The 18,584-nt window shown below is 31.4% G+C and carries 17 protein-coding genes and 1 pseudogene; 10 read left to right on the forward strand and 8 right to left on the reverse strand.

Going from position 1 to position 18,584, the window contains the following annotated elements; all coding sequences use genetic code 11:
- Position 1 precedes the first annotated feature (1 nt).
- Together hutH and LX95_RS04855 are read right to left on the reverse strand one after the other, a co-directional pair.
- On the reverse strand, positions 2–1,516 hold the full coding sequence (hutH, locus tag LX95_RS04850) for a histidine ammonia-lyase (protein WP_111540308.1): 1,515 nt from the start codon (positions 1,514–1,516) through the stop codon (positions 2–4).
- 35 nt (positions 1,517–1,551) lie between these two features.
- Positions 1,552–3,078, reverse strand: coding sequence for an NAD(P)H-hydrate dehydratase (locus LX95_RS04855; protein WP_111540309.1), 1,527 nt, complete (start codon positions 3,076–3,078; stop codon positions 1,552–1,554).
- A gap of 113 nt (positions 3,079–3,191) precedes the next feature.
- On the opposite strand from LX95_RS04855, the gene gcvT reads away from it, so the two are divergent.
- From gcvT to LX95_RS04875, 4 genes are all read left to right on the forward strand, one after another.
- Entirely contained in the window at positions 3,192–4,274 is a 1,083-nt protein-coding gene (gene gcvT / locus LX95_RS04860; RefSeq protein ID WP_111540310.1) for a glycine cleavage system aminomethyltransferase GcvT, read from the forward strand.
- Between the two features lie 121 nt (positions 4,275–4,395).
- Positions 4,396–5,199 carry a sugar nucleotide-binding protein gene (locus tag LX95_RS04865; RefSeq protein WP_317047013.1) on the forward strand — a complete coding sequence of 268 codons (804 nt, stop codon included), beginning with the start codon at positions 4,396–4,398 and terminating at the stop codon, positions 5,197–5,199.
- Between the two features lie 40 nt (positions 5,200–5,239).
- Complete coding sequence (locus tag LX95_RS04870) at positions 5,240–5,527, forward strand: 4a-hydroxytetrahydrobiopterin dehydratase (RefSeq protein ID WP_111540312.1); 288 nt, start codon at positions 5,240–5,242, stop codon at positions 5,525–5,527.
- 50 nt (positions 5,528–5,577) lie between these two features.
- The gene (locus LX95_RS04875) at positions 5,578–6,297 is read left to right on the forward strand and encodes a YebC/PmpR family DNA-binding transcriptional regulator (RefSeq protein WP_111540313.1); all 720 of its coding nucleotides are present in this window, start codon (positions 5,578–5,580) and stop codon (positions 6,295–6,297) included.
- Between the two features lie 114 nt (positions 6,298–6,411).
- On the opposite strand, the gene LX95_RS04880 is transcribed toward LX95_RS04875, so the two are convergent.
- Entirely contained in the window at positions 6,412–6,849 is a 438-nt protein-coding gene (locus LX95_RS04880) for a PepSY-like domain-containing protein (RefSeq protein WP_111540314.1), read from the reverse strand.
- Between the two features lie 169 nt (positions 6,850–7,018).
- Here LX95_RS04880 and LX95_RS04885 point away from each other — a divergent pair, with 169 nt between their 5' ends.
- The 3 genes from LX95_RS04885 (at position 7,019) to LX95_RS04895 (ending at position 9,940) form a co-directional block, all read left to right on the forward strand.
- Positions 7,019–7,696: a response regulator transcription factor gene (locus tag LX95_RS04885; protein ID WP_111540315.1), complete on the forward strand. Its 678-nt coding sequence runs from the start codon at positions 7,019–7,021 to the stop codon at positions 7,694–7,696.
- Positions 7,693–8,961: a sensor histidine kinase gene (locus tag LX95_RS04890; protein WP_111540316.1), complete on the forward strand. Its 1,269-nt coding sequence runs from the start codon at positions 7,693–7,695 to the stop codon at positions 8,959–8,961. Before LX95_RS04885 ends, LX95_RS04890 begins: the two co-directional genes overlap by 4 nt.
- Before the next feature lie 121 nt (positions 8,962–9,082).
- The gene (locus tag LX95_RS04895) at positions 9,083–9,940 is read left to right on the forward strand and encodes an SdiA-regulated domain-containing protein (protein ID WP_111540317.1); all 858 of its coding nucleotides are present in this window, start codon (positions 9,083–9,085) and stop codon (positions 9,938–9,940) included.
- Between the two features lie 76 nt (positions 9,941–10,016).
- On the opposite strand, the gene LX95_RS04900 is transcribed toward LX95_RS04895, so the two are convergent.
- Together LX95_RS04900 and LX95_RS04905 are read right to left on the reverse strand one after the other, a co-directional pair.
- Complete coding sequence (locus tag LX95_RS04900; RefSeq protein ID WP_111540318.1) at positions 10,017–10,496, reverse strand: Lrp/AsnC family transcriptional regulator; 480 nt, start codon at positions 10,494–10,496, stop codon at positions 10,017–10,019.
- A gap of 69 nt (positions 10,497–10,565) precedes the next feature.
- Positions 10,566–11,708 (reverse strand): M14 family metallopeptidase, encoded by a 1,143-nt coding sequence (locus tag LX95_RS04905; protein ID WP_111540319.1) that lies wholly within the window; start codon positions 11,706–11,708, stop codon positions 10,566–10,568.
- 277 nt (positions 11,709–11,985) lie between these two features.
- Here LX95_RS04905 and LX95_RS04910 point away from each other — a divergent pair, with 277 nt between their 5' ends.
- The 3 genes and pseudogenes from LX95_RS04910 to LX95_RS14730 form a co-directional block, all read left to right on the forward strand.
- A complete protein-coding gene (locus LX95_RS04910) occupies positions 11,986–12,369 on the forward strand; it encodes a helix-turn-helix domain-containing protein (protein WP_111540320.1) in 384 nt (127 codons plus the stop codon).
- A 49-nt stretch (positions 12,370–12,418) separates the two neighbouring features.
- Positions 12,419–12,790: a DNA topoisomerase IV gene (locus LX95_RS04915; protein WP_111540321.1), complete on the forward strand. Its 372-nt coding sequence runs from the start codon at positions 12,419–12,421 to the stop codon at positions 12,788–12,790.
- A gap of 126 nt (positions 12,791–12,916) precedes the next feature.
- Positions 12,917–13,089: pseudogene (locus LX95_RS14730) on the forward strand (TerC family protein); the annotation flags it as partial.
- Between the two features lie 20 nt (positions 13,090–13,109).
- Here LX95_RS14730 and mscL read toward each other — a convergent pair.
- The 3 genes from mscL to LX95_RS04940 form a co-directional block, all read right to left on the reverse strand.
- Positions 13,110–13,565 carry a large conductance mechanosensitive channel protein MscL gene (gene mscL, locus LX95_RS04925; protein ID WP_111540322.1) on the reverse strand — a complete coding sequence of 152 codons (456 nt, stop codon included), beginning with the start codon at positions 13,563–13,565 and terminating at the stop codon, positions 13,110–13,112.
- 3 nt (positions 13,566–13,568) lie between these two features.
- Entirely contained in the window at positions 13,569–16,193 is a 2,625-nt protein-coding gene (locus LX95_RS04930) for a DNA gyrase/topoisomerase IV subunit A (RefSeq protein ID WP_111540323.1), read from the reverse strand.
- Between the two features lie 484 nt (positions 16,194–16,677).
- Positions 16,678–18,534 carry a DNA topoisomerase IV subunit B gene (locus LX95_RS04940; RefSeq protein ID WP_111540325.1) on the reverse strand — a complete coding sequence of 619 codons (1,857 nt, stop codon included), beginning with the start codon at positions 18,532–18,534 and terminating at the stop codon, positions 16,678–16,680.
- Positions 18,535–18,584: the final 50 nt, after the last annotated feature.

Genomic DNA, 18,584 nt, shown 5'->3' on the forward strand with positions numbered 1-18,584 from the left:
ATTAACTACAAAACATTAAATCTTTATCTATACTAAATTGATGCAAAAAGCGCTTAGCATTAGCAATTTCGGTAGCCATAACTTTGTCTTGTTTAACTACTGGGACCTCTTCCCTAAAACCACTCACAAGTTGTTCTATAAAAGGTGAAGATTTTAAAGGTTCTCTATAATATAATGCTTGTGATGCATTAAATAATTCAATAGCTAAAACCGAGTTTAAGTTTTCTACCACTTTAATTAGTTTGGTAGCTGAATTTGCTCCCATACTTACGTGATCTTCTTGTCCGTTTGAAGAAACAATAGAATCTATACTCGCTGGAGTACACAATTGTTTATTTTGACTTACAATACTCGCTGCTGTATATTGTGGTATCATAAACCCGTTATTTAAACCTGGGTCATCAACTAAAAACATGGGTAAACCTCGCAGACCAGAAACGAGTTGATAAATTCTTCTTTCAGAAATATTAGCTAATTCCGCGACAGCGATAGCCAAATAATCCATGGCTAAAGCTAAAGGCTGACCGTGAAAATTACCTCCTGAAATTATTTTATCCTCCTCTACAAAAAGATTAGGATTATCGGTAACGCTATTGATTTCGGTTTTAACGGTCTGATGAACAAAACGAATGGTGTCTTTTGAAGCACCGTGAACCTGAGGAATACATCTAAAAGAATACGGATCTTGTACACTTTCTTTCGTTTTTGCGGCAATCTCACTTCCTTCTAAGAAACTCAAAATTCGCTCCGCAGTTTTTACTTGTCCTCGATGTGGTCTTACTTCGTGTACCAATGGATCAAAAGGTGATAGATTGCAATCAAAACCTTCTACCGAAACCGCTCCAATAGCATCTGCCAAATAAGAATGTTTATAAACTTCTATCAATGAAAATACAGCGTGAGCACTCATAAATTGAGTTCCGTTAAGCAAAGCTAAACCTTCTTTAGATCTTAACGCTAAAGGTTCCCATTTTTTAGATTTTAATACTTTCGCGGATGTTTCTACTTTTCCTTTGTACACCACTTCTCCTCTACCTAATAATGGCAAAGACATATGTGCTAAAGGTGACAAATCCCCAGAAGCTCCAAGAGAGCCTTGTTCATAAACTACTGGTAAAATGTCGTTATTAAAAAACTCAATTAAACGCTCTACCGTTTGTAAAGCGATCCCTGAATGTCCGTAACTAAGAGATTGAATTTTTAACAACAACATGATCTTTACAATCTTGTCATTAACCTTATCCCCTGTTCCACAAGCATGAGAGATAACCAAGTTTTCTTGTAATTGAACGAGTTTATCTTTAGAGATTTTTACATTACACAAAGAACCAAATCCTGTATTTATTCCATAAAAAGGCTCAACTGAATTATCTATTTTTTGATCTAAATAATTTCTCGATTTTTGAATATATAATTTAGCTTCTTCACTTAAAGCTAATTGAATATTTTCATCAATTATTTTTTGAATATGGTGAATATCTAATATATCTCTACTTATATAATGGGTTTCTCTCATAGTTAATTTCTAAATAGGTTAATCAATTCGCAAAATTAAGCTTTTGTTTCAGGTTTTTCAAACAAACTGCGAATCGCTTTTCCTAAATATTCTATGATGTCTCCAGCGATTAATGCATCTGGAACAGAATCAGCTATTACCATATCTCCTGCTTGCGCATGAATGTAAACTCCAAATACTGCAGCAATGGCTGGATCATAGCCTTGTGCCAATAATCCTGTGATTACCCCAGATAACACATCTCCACTTCCGGCCGTTGCCATACCAGGATTACCGGTGGTATTTATATAAATATTATCGCTAGAAATAGTCATGGTATAAGAACCTTTAACCACTATGGTTACTTTATATTTTTTAGAAAACTCTTGTACCTTATCGAGCTTTTCAAAATCATTGTTCCAACTACCAATTAAACGTTCTAACTCTTTAGGATGAGGAGTTAAAACAGACTTTTCTGGTATTAACTCTAATAATTCTGGATGCTTACTCAGCATGTTAAGTCCGTCTGCATCAATAAGCATAGGCGTTTTAACTTGGTGAAGCAAACTGGTTAATAGTTCAATCGATTTTTCGTGAGTTCCTGCTCCCATTCCAAAACCAATAATATCACCTTCTTTTAATTCTAATTGGGTTTCAACTAAATGAATGTCGTGAGGTACAACATTTACCATAGCTTCGGGTAAACTAGTTTGTAAAATATCATACCCACATTGCGGAATTACCGATGTCAACTTCCCTACTCCTGTTCTTAATGCTGCTTTACTAGAAAGAACAACGCTACCCATCATACCATAACTTCCACCAACAATGTATGCATGCCCATAATCTCCTTTATGAGTAAACTTAGACCTTGGTTGGTATAAACTTACCGCTTGCTCCTTTCCTATTAATATCGCTTTCGCGGATGTTTCAGCTAAATACTTTCTATCGATACCTATATCAATAATTTGAACGTTTCCAGCATAAGAAGCTGTTTCTGGTAAGAAAAAAGCCAATTTTGGAGCCTGAAAAGTCAAAGTATAATTTGCTTCTATAATAGGTTGATCTTTAATTACACCATCTGCCAGCATACCTGAAGGCATATCAATAGCAACTTTAAAAGCTTTTGAATCGTTGATACGAGTAATTAATTTTTGCACCCAACCTACCAGTGGTCTGTTTAAACCAATTCCAAATATGGCATCAATCACAAAATCGTTAGATTTAATTTCAGGAAAATCTTCTTCAGATTTCAAAAGAACAGGCCTACTTTTAGTTTCTTCTTTAACCACTCTATAATTTGCCAAAAAACCATCGGACCTTTTATCACTGTAATTAACCACATAAACATCTACGTGATAACCTTGTTCCATTAACTTTCTAGCCACCACCAGGCCATCTCCTCCATTATTCCCTATTCCACAGAAAACTTTAATTTTTATTTCAGCTCCATTTAGTCTGTTATTGATTTCCTCAAAAATTTTAGTGGACGCTCTTTCCATAAGCTCCAAAGAAGTAATTTGTTGATTTTTTTGAGTAATTTGATCAGCTTCGTGCAATTGTTGAGCAGTAAATATTTTCATTGTTTTCTGTTTTACACAAATATAACATTCTTTAAAAACTTGATGTAAATAAACTCCAATTTGATTGTTGGTAGAATAAATGCAATACTTTACATTTGCAAAAATTTTATCCTATGAAAAACACACAACTTACCCATATACATGAACAATTAGGAGCCAAAATGGTTCCGTTTGCAGGTTATAACATGCCTGTTTCTTATGAAGGCGTAAACGCTGAACACGAAACAGTTCGTAAGAATTTAGGTGTTTTTGATGTTTCTCACATGGGAGAATTTTTGGTTTCTGGACCTCAAGCGTTAGAGCTTATTCAAAAAATAACTACGAATGACGCTTCTAAATTAGTAGATGGGAAAGCACAATATACGTGTATGCCCAACCATGATGGTGGAATTGTAGATGATTTGATTATCTACAGAATGAATGAAGAAAAATATCTTCTTGTAGTAAATGCATCTAATATCGATAAAGATTGGAACTGGATTGCGGAAAACAATACGATGGAGGCCGATATTAAAGACCTTTCTGAAGAATATTGTTTACTAGCTGTTCAAGGACCAAAAGCTATTGAAGCAATGCAGTCTTTAACACCTATTGATCTGGCTGCGATTAAATTCTACAATTTTGAAATTGGTGAATTTGCAGGAGAAGAGCACATCATCATCTCTGCTACAGGTTATACTGGAAGTGGCGGATTTGAAATTTATTGCAAAAACCAAAATGCAGAGGCTATCTGGGCTGCTATTTTAAAAGCAGGAGAAGATTACGGAATTAAGCCTATAGGACTTGCAGCAAGAGATACCTTAAGATTAGAAATGGGGTTTTGTCTTTACGGAAATGATATAGACGATACTACATCTCCTATCGAAGCAGGTTTAGGATGGATTACTAAATTCAGTAAAGATTTTATTAGTTCAGAAAAATTTAAAAAAGAAAAAGAGGAAGGTCCTACACGAAGATTAGTAGGTTTTGAAATGCAAGAGAGAGGAATCCCTAGAAAAGATTACCCTATTGTAGATAAAGATGGTAATGAGATTGGCTATGTAACCTCTGGGACGCAATCTCCTTCAACAGGTAAAGCTATTGGAATGGGATATGTAAAAACCGAATTTAAAGCAGTAGATACTCCTATTTTTATTCAAATTAGAAAGAAAACCATTCCGGCAACGGTAGTAAAATTGCCTTTTTATAAGGCTTAAATTTACTTTTCATTTATAAAAAACTAGTGTTCAAGAAAATTTAAGACCTTCTTAGCACTAGTTTTTCATTTTTACACGTTTTAAAAGAAAAACACTTATTAAAAACATAAAAAAAATATTAATCCTTGGCGGAAGCGGTTTTTTAGGTCAGGCTCTTTACAAAGAACTCCTGCCCTACTTTAACACCCACGGCACCTATCGAACTCCGCATAGTACTTGGGATAACAACCAACAATTTCATTGGTGGGATGCAGAAACAGAAAGTGTAAGCTTTTTATTAGAGTCGTTACAACCAGATCTTATTATTTGCGCTTTACGCGGAAATTTTAACGCACAAATTTACGCACATTTTGAAGCCATTGAATATGTAATGAAAACCGATAACAAAATCATTTTTCTATCTTCTTCTAATGTGTTTGACGCCTTCTCCAATTACCCCTCTTACGAATACGACAAAACCTTATCAATAAGCGTATACGGGCGTTTTAAAATTAAAATTGAAAATGCTTTACTGCGTTTGCCAGTAAAAAATTATGCTATCGCCAGAATTCCTATGATATACGGAGCTAATTCTCCGCGTTTAGAAGAATTAAAAACCTTTCATAAAATAGAAGAATCTATAGAGGTTTTTCCCAATGTAGTAATGAATGCTACTAGCATAACCCGATTTACCCAGCAAATTCATTATATAATTAATCACAATTTAGGAGGAGTTTTTCATTTAGGAAGTAAAGATTTAATTCATCATAAAGATTTGGTGATGGAAATATGCAAGAAAATAGACCTTCATGATCTTACGTTTAAAAATGTTTACGACTCTAATGAAGATCGTTTTATAGCCGTTTTACCCAAAGACAATTTGCTACCCGATAATTTACAGTTTACCGTAGAAGATGTTGTAGAAGATTCAATAGTGTTTCATTAGACTTTATTACCTTTAAGCTTAAACAAAATTGAAATCAAAAATGGAAAAATTAAGCGAAAAAGAAATCAGCGATAAGCTACAAGAATTTGAAGGTTGGGAATTTCATGAAAACTCTATTCAAACTAAATTTGAATTTGAAGATTTTAAAGAAACTTTCTCTATTATGACGCGTATTGCTTTTGAAGCAGAAGCCCAACAACACCATCCAGAATGGACCAATGTGTACAATACCCTAAGCATTTCTCTTTCCACTCATGATGCTGGCGGTGTTACCGAAAAAGACTTTAAATTGGCTGCGACCATAGAAAAGATAATCGAGGTAGAATAACAAAGGTATTTTTATTAAATTTGCTACCATTCAAATCAATATAGAATATTATGGGAAGAGCTTTTGAATTTAGAAAAGCACGAAAAATGAAACGTTGGGCAGCTATGTCTAAAGCGTTTACGAGAATAGGAAAAGATATTGTGATGGCCGTTAAAGAAGGTGGTCCAGATCCCGATGCTAATTCTAGACTTAGAGCGGTGATACAAAACGCCAAATCGGTTAACATGCCCAAAGATAATATTGAGCGTGCGATAAAAAGAGCTAGTGATAAAAGCCAAGGAGATTATAAAGAAGTATTATTTGAAGGTTACGCTCCACATGGGATTGCCATCTTGGTAGAAACCGCTACAGATAACAATACAAGAACCGTTGCTAACATTCGTTCTTATTTTAATAAATGCGATGGTAGCTTAGGTACGTCAGGATCGGTAGAATTTATGTTTGACCATACCTGTAACTTTAAAATACCTTCAGAAGGTCTAGATGCAGAAGAATTAGAATTAGAGTTTATAGATTTTGGCGCCGAAGAGGTTTTTGATGATGAAGATGGAATTTTAATTTACGCCCCTTTTGAAAGTTTTGGAGCTATTCAAAAAGAATTAGAAGATCGCGAAATTGAAATTATATCGTCAGGATTTGAGCGTATTCCTACCGTAACTAAGAAACTTACTAAAGAAGAACAAGAAGATGTAGAGAAGCTCTTAGAAAAAATTGAAGAAGATGATGATGTACAAAACGTATATCATACCATGGAAGAAAGTGAAGATTAATATCTCACACTATCTATAAAAATGTCATTTTGAGCGTTGTCTAAAAATTTTTACGTTAATGAAAAGATTTTGACGCCGCTCAAGATGACAATATGATAATTTTTTTTTAAAAGATTAATCTAATCTTTCAGACAAAACTTTTCCGTTTTTATCTAAAGTCAATACCATTTCTTTATTAGAATTTTCAACCTCTACTTCATAAGTAACCTCATTGTTAATTGTTGTCATTTCAATATCTTCTATTTCAAATGAAGCAAACTTATTTTTTAAGGTAGACAAAATACTGTTAGGCAATTGAGAAGACATTATTTCTACTTCTCTTTTAACTTCTTTTCCATTTGGTGCGTACCAAACTTCTTGTTCTTGACGGTCTAAATCAAATTCAACTTTGTAATTATCCATATCTTTTTCCCATTCTACGTCGCTAACATTGGTAAATTCTTTTTCAAATGAAGAAATTAAATTTGCAGGCACTTCTTCTTTTTTTAAATCTTGTGCGTGCATTGCAAAACTTGCAAAAAGAAATAATAAACTTGTTTTTAAGATTTTCATAGCTTTTATTTTTAAATTATACTACAAATTAAAGACCTAAAACTGTAATCAATTTGGAATTTTTATATCCGTCAAGCGGAATTATCCCAATTTCTTATAGAATTCAATTGTACATTTATAATTTCAAATTCTAAACAGATAAATAAATCCTTGCTTTAAAAGAAATATTATGAAAATATTGATTATTGAAGATGAAATAGACATGCTCGAAAACATGAAACAATCTTTAGAAAAAGAAGGTTTTTTGGTAGAAACCGCACCAAATAAACAATCTGCATTTTCGAAAATAGGGATTTATAATTACGATTGTATTTTATTAGATATAGGTTTACCCGATGGCAACGGACTTGATATTTTAAAGGAACTTAAAAATAATGGAATTAATGACGGTGTAATCATTGTTTCGGCCAAAGATTCTTTAGACGATAAATTAAAAGGGTTAAATTTAGGAGCCGATGATTACTTACCTAAACCTTTTCATATGGCCGAATTAAATGCACGGGTTAAAGCCGTTTTAAGAAGAAAGAACTTTGAAGGTAATAAGAATATTGAAATTGGTAATCTTATAGCTAATCCTGAAGAAAGAACGGTAATGGTAAATAATATTAAGGTTGATTTAAACAGAAAAGAGTTAGACATTTTACTCTACCTTATTGCTAATAAAAATAGACTTGTAAACAAGACAGCTTTAGCAGAACACGTGTGGGGAGATCATATAGACCAAGCCGATAATTTTGAATTTATATATTCTCAAATAAAAAACCTTCGTAAAAAACTAACTATCCATAAGTCAGATATTGAAATTAAATCAGTTTACGGAATAGGTTATAGATTAGACATTTTATGAAACTTCTAAATTATACCAGTAAATACTTTGTAATTATTTTGTTGTTCATCATTTTTATATGGGCAACATTCTTCTATTATTCTATGCTCGATGAAATTTATGATAGTATGGATGATGGTTTAGAAAACCAAAAAGGTTTAGTGCTACAAAAAGCAAAAAAAAATCCTTCTATACTTGAGCAAAAACAATTTGAAGATGGATATTATATGATTCATAAGTTATCTCAAAGACCAAAAAAATTAGGAATAGATCATTATAGAGATACTCTAATGTTTATGCAAAACGAGGAAGACTTTGAGCCCGTTAGGTTACTCGAAACTTCTTTTTTAATGGAAGACAATTACTACAAATTAAAGGTAATTACTTCAATGGTTGAAGAAGACGACCTTATAGCAGATCTTTTCTATTCTATTTTATGGCTCTATCTGGGCTTAATTTTGAGTATCTTAATTCTCAATAATTTTTTATTAAAAAACACCTGGAAGCCTTTTTACAATCTATTAGACAAGCTCAAGAATTTTAATATTGAAACTGAAGAGAAAATTTCTTTTGAAACCACTAAAATTGAAGAATTTTCTCTTTTAAACAAAAATATAGAACAATTACTATATAAATCTCAAGAGAGTTTTAAACAACAAAAACAGTTTATAGAAAATGCTTCCCATGAACTGCAAACTCCTATTGCTATTAGCATTAACAAATTAGAACTTATTTTAGAAAAAAATAATTTAAACGAAGAACAAGCCAAAACCTTTAGCAGCGTTTTGCAGCATCTAGAAAGATTAAAACGCTTTAATAAATCACTGTTATTATTAACTAAAATTGAAAACAATCAATTTATTGTTGAAGAAAATATTAATATAAATACATTACTTAAACAGTTAGTAGAGGATTTTTATGATTTTTCTAATTATAAAAATTTAACAATTCAACTCATCTCACAAGAAGATCTCAACTATTATATGAATAAAGATTTGGCAGTCATTTTATTTACCAATCTCATTCAAAATGCTGTAAAACACGGAAAAAAAGATTCTCAAATTGAAATACTTATTAGTAAAAACACTGTAATTATTAAAAATGAATCTGAAAAAAATATTCCGCTTGACGGAGAAAAAATATTTAATCGCTTTTATAAACAAACCGGTTTACAAAATTCTACAGGCTTAGGCTTATCTATTGCTAAAGCGATTAGCAACAAATATTCTTGTGGTTTAAGATATTATTATAAAGACCAACATTGCTTTGAAATTAACTTTTTATAAATTATAAGCTAATTGTATAAAAATTTTAAACTTGTTAAAGTCTTATAAAAATAAGTCGATTTTCCAGTTTCATTACAGATTCTAGTTTTAATTTAATTTTTGAAATTTTAAATTAAAAATCATGTTTTTTAAAAAAATAGAGTTAGCGATAATTATAGGAGTTTTAATAGTCGTTTCAGGAATTGGCTTTGCTTTTAATTATTCTCCCAAAAAAGAAGCTTTAAGTAATAAAAATTATTCTATTATAGAAAAATGGGATTTACCTAAAGAATTGCAAGAAGTTTCTGGGATTAGTTGGTTAGGAGATAATAAAATTGCTTGTATAGAAGATGAAAGTGCTGTTATTTATATTTTTAACTTAGAAACTTCTGAAGTAGAGAAAGAAATAAAATTTGGTGCTCCTGGCGACTTTGAAGGTTTAGTTATATCTAAAAACAAGGCATATGCTTTGCGAAGTGATGGGACAATTTTTGTGATTGAAAATTATAATAGTAAGGATCTCCAAACCAAGAAATATGATACTTTTTTAAACAGTAAAAACAATACAGAAAGTTTGACTTTAGATGATAAAAACAATCGCTTATTAATTTCTGTTAAAGATAATGATCCGTTTACTAAGGAAAGTAAGGGAATTTATGCATTCGATTTAAATAGCAAGAAATTAAAGAAAGAGCCCACCTATGAGTTAGACTTTAATAAAGATTTTTTCAAAAATTACAAAGAGAAGAAAATAGAAAAAACATTTAGACCTTCTGAGCTCGCAATACACCCACAAACACGAGATATTTACGTTTTAGAAGGTGTAAACCCAAAGTTACTAATATTGGATGCAAAGGGTAGGTTTAAAAGTATAATTAGGTTAGACAAAGATGATTTTAATCAAGCTGAAGGTTTAACGTTCTCCCCCAATGGTGATTTATATATCTCTAATGAAGGAAAAAAAGAATCTGGAAATATTTTAAAAGTCCACCTTAACTAAAGAGAAGACATTGAATTGGAAAAATAAAAAAAGCTGCATAAAATATTATGCAGCTTTTTTTTTAGATAACGTTTTATTATAATTCTTTGAAAATAGAATGCATTAAACGCTTTTTATCGTTTAAGCTCTCTTCTAAAGAAATCATAGTTTCAGTTCTATAAACACCTTCAATATCATCTAATTCAAAGATAATTTGTTTTGCGTGTTCTGTATCTTTTGCTCTAATCTTACAAAAGATATTAAACTTACCTGTAGTTACGTGTGCTACCGTTACAAAAGGAATTTCATTTATACGCTCTAAAACAAACTTTGTTTGAGATGTTTTTTGTAAAAATACACCTACATAAGCAATAAAAGCATAACCTAGTTTCTTATAATCTAAGGTTAAAGATGATCCAACAATAATTCCCGCTTCCTCCATTTTCTTAACACGAACGTGAACAGTACCTGCAGATATTTTCAATTTTTTTGCAATATCTGTAAAAGGAGTTCTCGTGTTGTCGATTAAAATATCTAAAATTTGATGATCAACTTCATCTAATCTAAACTTTGCCATTTATTTAATTTTGTTTTTTAAAGATTATGCAAAAATAATACAATTTTATTGATATATAATTAGTTAAATTTAAGTTTTTGTTAAATTTAGTGAAAATTTCTTACCATCTAAGCTTATTTCTTGAATTTCAGTAATTTTGCTAAAGTCTAAAATACTATTAATCGTTAGTATTGCTCCTTTAGCATCAATTTCATGATGACCATAGGTAAATTTCTTCCCAATTTCTTTTACTAAAAACGGTAAAAAGATCAACTTATTATCTTTTAAGACTTCTTTATACTGTATCGCTAAAGAGTCTTCTCTATTTCCTATATTCTTTATTAGTATATCGTAGAAACATTTTTCATTTTCAGGAATTTTGAAATAATCACGGTAATCGACGTCTTCATATTTGTTTTTGATAATTCCCCAAATCCCTTTTAGTAAAGAAATAAAGATAAATTTTCTCGTTTCCGCTCTTTGGTAATCATTTTGAAAATGTCCCGCTTCAAATAATATTGTAGGGAATCCTAGATTTTGCAATGTATCTCCCACACAGTTTAAATTAAACCCGTCATCATACCTTCCTACTTGATTAGGAATAGTTTCCTGCAAACTTTGATTCATATATACTATAAGCTTCATGGCTTTCTCTCTAGTGTCATTTAAAGCTCTAGAATCATTAAATGCAGGAGATAAAAATGAAACCGTAGCAGGTTTTGCAGGTTTTCCAACTCCAAAAATGGTTCTTTGATCATGTAGATTAAAACAAAAGTGAGGCTGAAGCTCTTTATACACCTTTTTAAAAGCTCTACTTTCTGGTTGAGTGCAATCTTGAGCATCTCTATTTAAATCGACAGCGTTTTTATTTACTCGTGTATAAGCCTTAGCTCCATCAGGATTTAATTGCGGTATAATTGTGAATGATATTTGTGACAATATTTCTTTCGCTTCCGCGGAATTACTTTGCAAAAAACCTATAAAGTCAATTAATGCCTTTGTGGTAGTCGTTTCATTTCCATGCATCTGTGACCACATAAGAACTTTAATTGATCCTTCTCCTAGTTTTAACTGAGTGATAGGACGTTTTTCAACCGATGTTCCTATTATACTTTTATGAGTTTCTGGGAAAGTATTTATAAAACTATCTATAGTTTCTTGTGATATATACCTACCTAAAAAAGAGGTATTCCTATACGTCCCTGCGATATCTAATAATTTGTTTATTTCCATAGTTTACAAAAGTAAACATTCTCTTTTTTACATTTGTAAACAAGCTAAATTCATTTAGAGGTTACATTTGTAAACAATTGCACATCTATTTAGATTTCCGCTCTTGGAAAAGCTCCAATTTACATATTTTACCGCAAATAAACACTCATTTTCAATTAGTTAGAACCTGCAGTTTAAAGTTTTAATTTATGTATTATTCTTTAAATCAAGAATCCTTGTGTGATGTATTTATTTAGTTTACATTTGTAATGTTACATATTGATTAAAAAAGTTTACAATGGTAAACAGTGAAGATTTTACAAAAAGAATAGAAAAGATAATGGGCTTTTACGAGCTTAGCGCCACTTCTTTTGCCGATAAAATTCAGGTGGGACGTTCCTCTATTTCACATATTATTTCTGGTAGAAATAAACCTAGTTTAGATTTTGTAATGAAAATAGTTCAAACTTTTCCTGAAGTAGAATTGTATTGGTTACTTAATGGAAAAGGAAACTTCCCTCCTGTTGAGGAGCAAAAAATTTCTAAAAATGAAAATGCGCCTTCTGCTCCCATTTTAGAAGAAAAAGTAATTCCTAAAAAGATAAAAAGTCAGCAACACAAAGAAATTGAAAAAGTAATTGTTTTTTACACCGATGGTACATTTGATGCTTATCATTCATAATTAATAAGGGTTTATTTTCTATTTTTGTACAACTAAAATCTCCTCATTAATGAAACCATTTATTGTAATCATTTTTAGCTTATTATTATGCAGTTGTTACAACCCAGAAAGAAATTGTAAAGACTTTAAAACGGGAACGTTTGAGTTTGAGTCTTATCTAAACGGAGAACTAAAAAAGACTCGTTTTGTAAGAAATGATACTTTAGAGATTGATTACTTTGATAATAAAGTGGATTCTTCTTCTATTCGTTGGATCAATGACTGTGAATATGTGTTGACCAATCTCAACCCAAAGAGTATGGCCGAAGAAAAGCCCTTACATATGAAAATTCTAACGACAGAAGGTGATACTTATACTTTTGAATTTTCTATCGTTGGAGAGGATAAAAAACAAAAAGGGACGGCGAGAAAGATTAAATAATATTCGATATTTTCACTTCACCAAATGTTTGGGTTGCTTTGCTAACCTTAATTTTTTTTGAAATTATTTTAGGAATAGATAATATTGTTTTTATCTCTATTACTACGAATAAGCTTCCAAAAGACCATATTAGCTTTATCTTTTCTTATTCTAATAGGATTATTTATGCTTATTACAGAAGCTGCTCACTTATCGGAGACCGTAGTGTTTAATCAGCCGGTGGGGCTATACCCAAAGGTTACTTATATTTTGTTATTACTTTTTCTTTACTTGTTGAGTTTTTGAATATGAAGTTTTGAAAAAGAAAAGCAAGTGCTAATTAGTTTTTACTAGCTTTATCTTTTAGCAATTTATTTTGCTCTAACATAATTTCTTTGAGGTCGGTTAAAAGCTCAATATCTTTAGGTGTGGTTACTTTCTTGTTCTGTGTATCTTCTGCTTTATTTCGCAACCTATTGAATAGCTTTACTACAATAAATACCGTGCAGGAGATAATAAAAAAATTGATTAAAACAGTGATAAGCTCGCCATAACCAATAGCGACTTCCTCTTTTATTACTTTTCCGTTAGCCGATAGGGCTTCTCGAAGAATTAATTTTCGGTTTTCAAAATTAAAGTCGTCTGTTAATAAAGACAATGGTGGTGTAATCACCTTTTTTACGAGAACATCGATTACTTTATTAAATGCAGCTCCAATAATTACACCTATGGCAATATCTATCATATTACCCTTAATGGCGAACTCTTTAAATTCTTTAAAAAAATTCTTTATCATTGTTTAATCGTCAAATAGTTTGGTTTGAGACTTTTCATCAGGCTTCTGAATGTTTTGTGTAAAATCATCTATAACATTATCTGGCTCATTAATTTCTTCTGGCTCGTCTTCCGCGGAAGCGATAGGCTCTAAAAGATTTAGTTGAGTAACAGACTCTGTAGTTAATTGATTCCCTTGGGCTTTTATACCTTTTATACTAATAAACTCTTCTAGATTTATTTCTTCATTAGGTTTTTGTTCTTTGCCTCGAGCTTTTCTATACACAATTTCTAAAACCGGAATATGATCTGTAGAAACTAATTCTAACTGTGATTTAGGATGATCTGAAATTATATTTTCCTCTTTGTCTTTATTTTCTACTAAGAAACGTTTTACGTAGTATCTTTCTTTTTCACCCTCCCAATATATCGCTGTAACAGGTTTTTTGGGTTTCCACTTTTCCATAACGATATAAGGCATATCGAATCGAGTAGTAAGTTCTGGTATGATGGTAGAGAGTAAACCATCTTGTGTAACTAGTAATATCCTATCTTCTCCCTTAAACTCTCCCAATAACTCTCCGCGTTCTTCTACATTTAAACGCTTGACTGTTTCATCAAACCAAATTTTTCTAGGTTTTAATGTAGAAACACCTTCTTCTTTTAATTCTACTTTTTTTATAGGATGCTTACTAGCTATATTTCCTTTAGAATTTCTTCCTTTAATTAAAATTTCGGCAAAATCTATTTCGAATCTTAACTTTTTAATACTCCCCATTTGACGAAGGTAAACCATTACCACTTCTGCCTCCCCATTCACATTCGCAGAAAAATAGTGAATCTTTGTACCTGGTTTAGCTTTACCTACACTATATTCTCTATCTCTGGTAATAGAAGTAACCGCAAAACGTTTAACATACGAGTTACCAGCTTTACCATCTTTATAAATTACGTTATAAATTGTTCTTTTATCTTTCTTCTTAAATACAGCAACATGAATAATGTTTTTACCAATGTAGGTTTTATCATCTACTTTGGTTACCTTCATTGTTCCATCTTCCGTAAAGCAAATAATGTCATCAATATCACTACAATCGGTCACATATTCATCTCTTTTTAAAGCTGTTCCTACAAAACCTTCTTTTCTATTCACATAGAGTTTAGTGTTTCTAATCACTACTTTTGTAGCTTCTATATCTTCAAAAAGTCGGATATCTGTTTTTCTTTCTCTTCCTTCGCCGTGGTTTTTCTTAAGGTTATCAAAGTAACTTATAGCATAGTCTATAAGATGTTCTAAATGATGTCTTATTTTTGCAATTTCATCTTCTAAAGCATCAATTTTTTGTTGTGCTTTATCGATATCAAATTTGGAAATCCTTTTGATTTTTATTTCGGTTAACCGAACAATATCATCTTCGGTTATAGCTCTTTTTAAGTGTGAAATATGAGGTTGTAAGCCTCTATCTATAGCTTTAATTACTCCTTCCCAAGTTTCTTCTTCCTCAATATCTCGGTAAATTCTATTTTCAATGAAAATTCTTTCTAAAGAAGCAAAATGCCATTGTTCCTGGAATTCTTCGAGCTTTATTTCCAGTTCACTTTTAAGAAGCTGTACGGTGTGATCTGTACTTAATCTAAGAATTTCTGAAACTCCTATAAAATGAGGTTTATGATCAATGATAATACAACTCAACGGAGAAATTGAAATTTCACAATTTGTAAATGCATATAAAGCATCTATCGTTTTATCTGGAGAAATATTATTGGGTAAATGAATAAGGATTTCTACATTTTCGGCTGTATTATCTTCAATATGCTTAACCTTAATCTTTCCTTTTTCATTGGCTTTAATGATAGATTCTATTAAAGTACTAGTTGTAGTACTGTAAGGTATCTCATTTATAACCAGTGTGTTTTTATCTCTCTGACTTATCTTTGCACGTACACGTAACTTCCCTCCTCTTAAACCATCATTATAATTACTAACATCCATAATCCCCGCTGTAGGAAAATCTGGAAATAGTTTAAATCGTTTACCTTGTAAATGTTTTATAGAAGCTTCAATAAGTTCTATAAAGTTGTGCGGAAGTATTTTTGTGCTTAACCCCACCGCAATTCCTTCTGCCCCTTGAGCTAAAAGTAGAGGAAACATTACTGGTAACGTAATAGGTTCTTTACGACGTCCGTCATAGGAAGCTTGCCAATCTGTAATTTTTGGATTATAAACAACGTCCATAGCAAACTTAGACAAACGTGCCTCGATATATCGAGAAGCAGCTGCTCTATCGCCTGTTAATATGTTTCCCCAGTTACCCTGAGTATCAATTAAAAGGTCTTTTTGTCCCAGTTGTACCATCGCATCTCCAATACTTGCATCCCCGTGGGGGTGATATTGCATGGTGTGACCTACAATATTAGCCACTTTATTATAACGACCATCATCTAAATCTTTCATAGACTGCATGATACGTCGATGAACAGGCTTAAAACCGTCTTCTAGTGCTGGTACTGCTCTTTCTAATATCACATAAGAAGCATAATCTAAAAACCAGTCTTTATACATGCCCGTAATTTTTGTAATTACTTCTTTAGCCTGTTGTTCTTCTGGTTGATTATTCGCCTCTAGGTTATTTTCATTTTCTATATCCATGTAATCAACGATGCTTATTTTGGTGCACTATTTTTTGTAAAGATTTTTGTAAAACTTTGATCTTATTATTACTAATAAAAGTAATATTAAATTTTATTTTTTTAACTGAATTAGAATTTTTCGATAATACTTTTACACTCAAATATTTGAAAAAAAAGTAATTAGAAACCTTATAGCTTTTTAATTTATACTTCGGAAATTCAGCTTTTTGCTCTCTATAATTATATTTTTCTGAAATTAAAACACCTCTATTTGTTAAACATAGAGTTTCTCCATCACTATCATACTCAAAATACTTACCAGATTTATATAAGTATATAATTATTAAAAGTAAAATGAATGTGAGAAGAAAAAAAACAACTTCTCCTTTATATATGTGTTGCAACTCTACACTTAAGAAAAGAAACAAGCCCATACTCACTATTATAAAGAAATAAACTATAGGTATAAGTTTAATATTTTTTGAATTATTAAACCTCATAAATTAGTTTTCCTCTATTATATCTAATTCTACTTTTAAATTTTCAATGATAAATTCTTGGCGGTGTGAAGTATTTTTCCCCATATAAAAACTTAGCAAATCTTCAATACCAGTTTCCTTATCTAACATAACAGGGTCTAATCTTATATCTTCCCCTATAAAATGTTTAAATTCATCTGGAGAAATTTCACCAAGTCCTTTAAATCGTGTTATTTCTTGTTTACCAGAAAGTTTTTCAATGGCATTTCTCTTTTCAGTTTCAGAATAGCAATAAATGGTTTCTTTTTTATTTCTAACCCTAAATAATGGTGTTTGAAGAATATATAAATGTCCTTCTTTAATCAATTCAGGAAAAAACTGTAAGAAAAAGGTAATAAGTAATAAACGAATGTGCATACCATCAACATCGGCATCAGTCGCTATTACAATATTATTATACCTTAAATCCTCCATCGAGTCCTCTATATTCAGTGCGGCTTGAAGTAAATTGAATTCTTCGTTTTCGTAAACAATTTTTTTGGTAAGACCGTAACTATTCAAAGGTTTACCTTTTAGACTAAATACCGCTTGTGTATTTACATCTCTAGATTTTGTAATACTACCACTCGCCGAATCTCCCTCGGTAATAAAAAGAGTACTTTCTAGATTACGTTCTTTTTTTACGTCTCCCAAGTGTATTCTACAATCTCTCAATTTTTTATTGTGAAGACTAGCTTTTTTAGCTCTTTCTTTAGCTAATTTTCTAATACCAGATAAATCTTTTCTTTCTTTTTCTGCTTGCAGAATTTTTCTCTGGATTTTATCTGCCGTTTCCGGATTTCTATGCAGGTAATTATCTAACTGTCGTTTTACAAAGTCTAGAATATAAGTCCTTACCGTTGGAAGGTTACCACCCATATCAGTAGAACCTAATTTAGTTTTAGTTTGACTTTCAAAAACCGGCTCCATTACTTTTATGCTTATCGCAGATACGATGGATTTTCTAATATCACTAGCTTCGTAATTTTTACCGAAGAACTCCCTTACTGTTTTTACGATTGCTTCTCTAAAAGCCGATTGATGAGTTCCTCCTTGTGTAGTATGTTGCCCATTCACAAAAGAGTGATATTCTTCACTGTATTGAGCTTTACTATAAGTAATTGCTACTTCTATATCATCTCCTCTTAAATGAATTATAGGAAACAAACGATCTTCCTCATTAATACTTTCTGAAAGTAAATCTTTTAAACCTTCTTCTGAGTAAAATTTCTCACCGTTAAAAGTAATGGTTAATCCCGTATTAAGATATACGTAATTTTTGAGCATTTTCTCTACGTACTCTGCCCTATACTTATAATTTTTAAAAATAGTTTCATCTGGAATAAAGGAAACCTTAGTTCCTTTTCTACGTGAAGTCTCTTCTAAAAACTCTTCGTTTTTAAGTTCTCCTTTTTCAAATTCCGCAGAAGCTGACTTTCCTTCTCTAGTCGATTCTACTCTAAAAAATCCTGAAAGTGCATTCACCGCTTTGGTACCAACTCCATTAAGACCTACAGATTTCTTAAAGGCTTTAGAATCATACTTTCCTCCCGTATTCATCTTAGATACTACATCTACAACTTTACCTAGAGGTATACCTCTACCATAATCTCGAACTATTACTTTTTGACCTTGTATAGAGACGTCTATAGTTTTTCCAGCCCCCATAACGTACTCGTCTATAGAGTTGTCGAGAACTTCTTTAAGCAAAATATAAATTCCGTCATCTGCACTAGAGCCATCCCCTAGCTTACCAATATACATCCCAGGACGCATTCTAATATGTTCTTTCCAATCTAAAGAACGTATGTTTTCCTCGGTATACTTTGTTTCTTCTGTCATAGATAATGTTGGTGTGAAGCTAAGATAGTACGAATTAAGAAAAAATAAAA

Origin of the sequence: Mesonia algae (assembly GCF_003253545.1) — a bacterium.
GTDB lineage: Bacteria > Bacteroidota > Bacteroidia > Flavobacteriales > Flavobacteriaceae > Mesonia > Mesonia algae.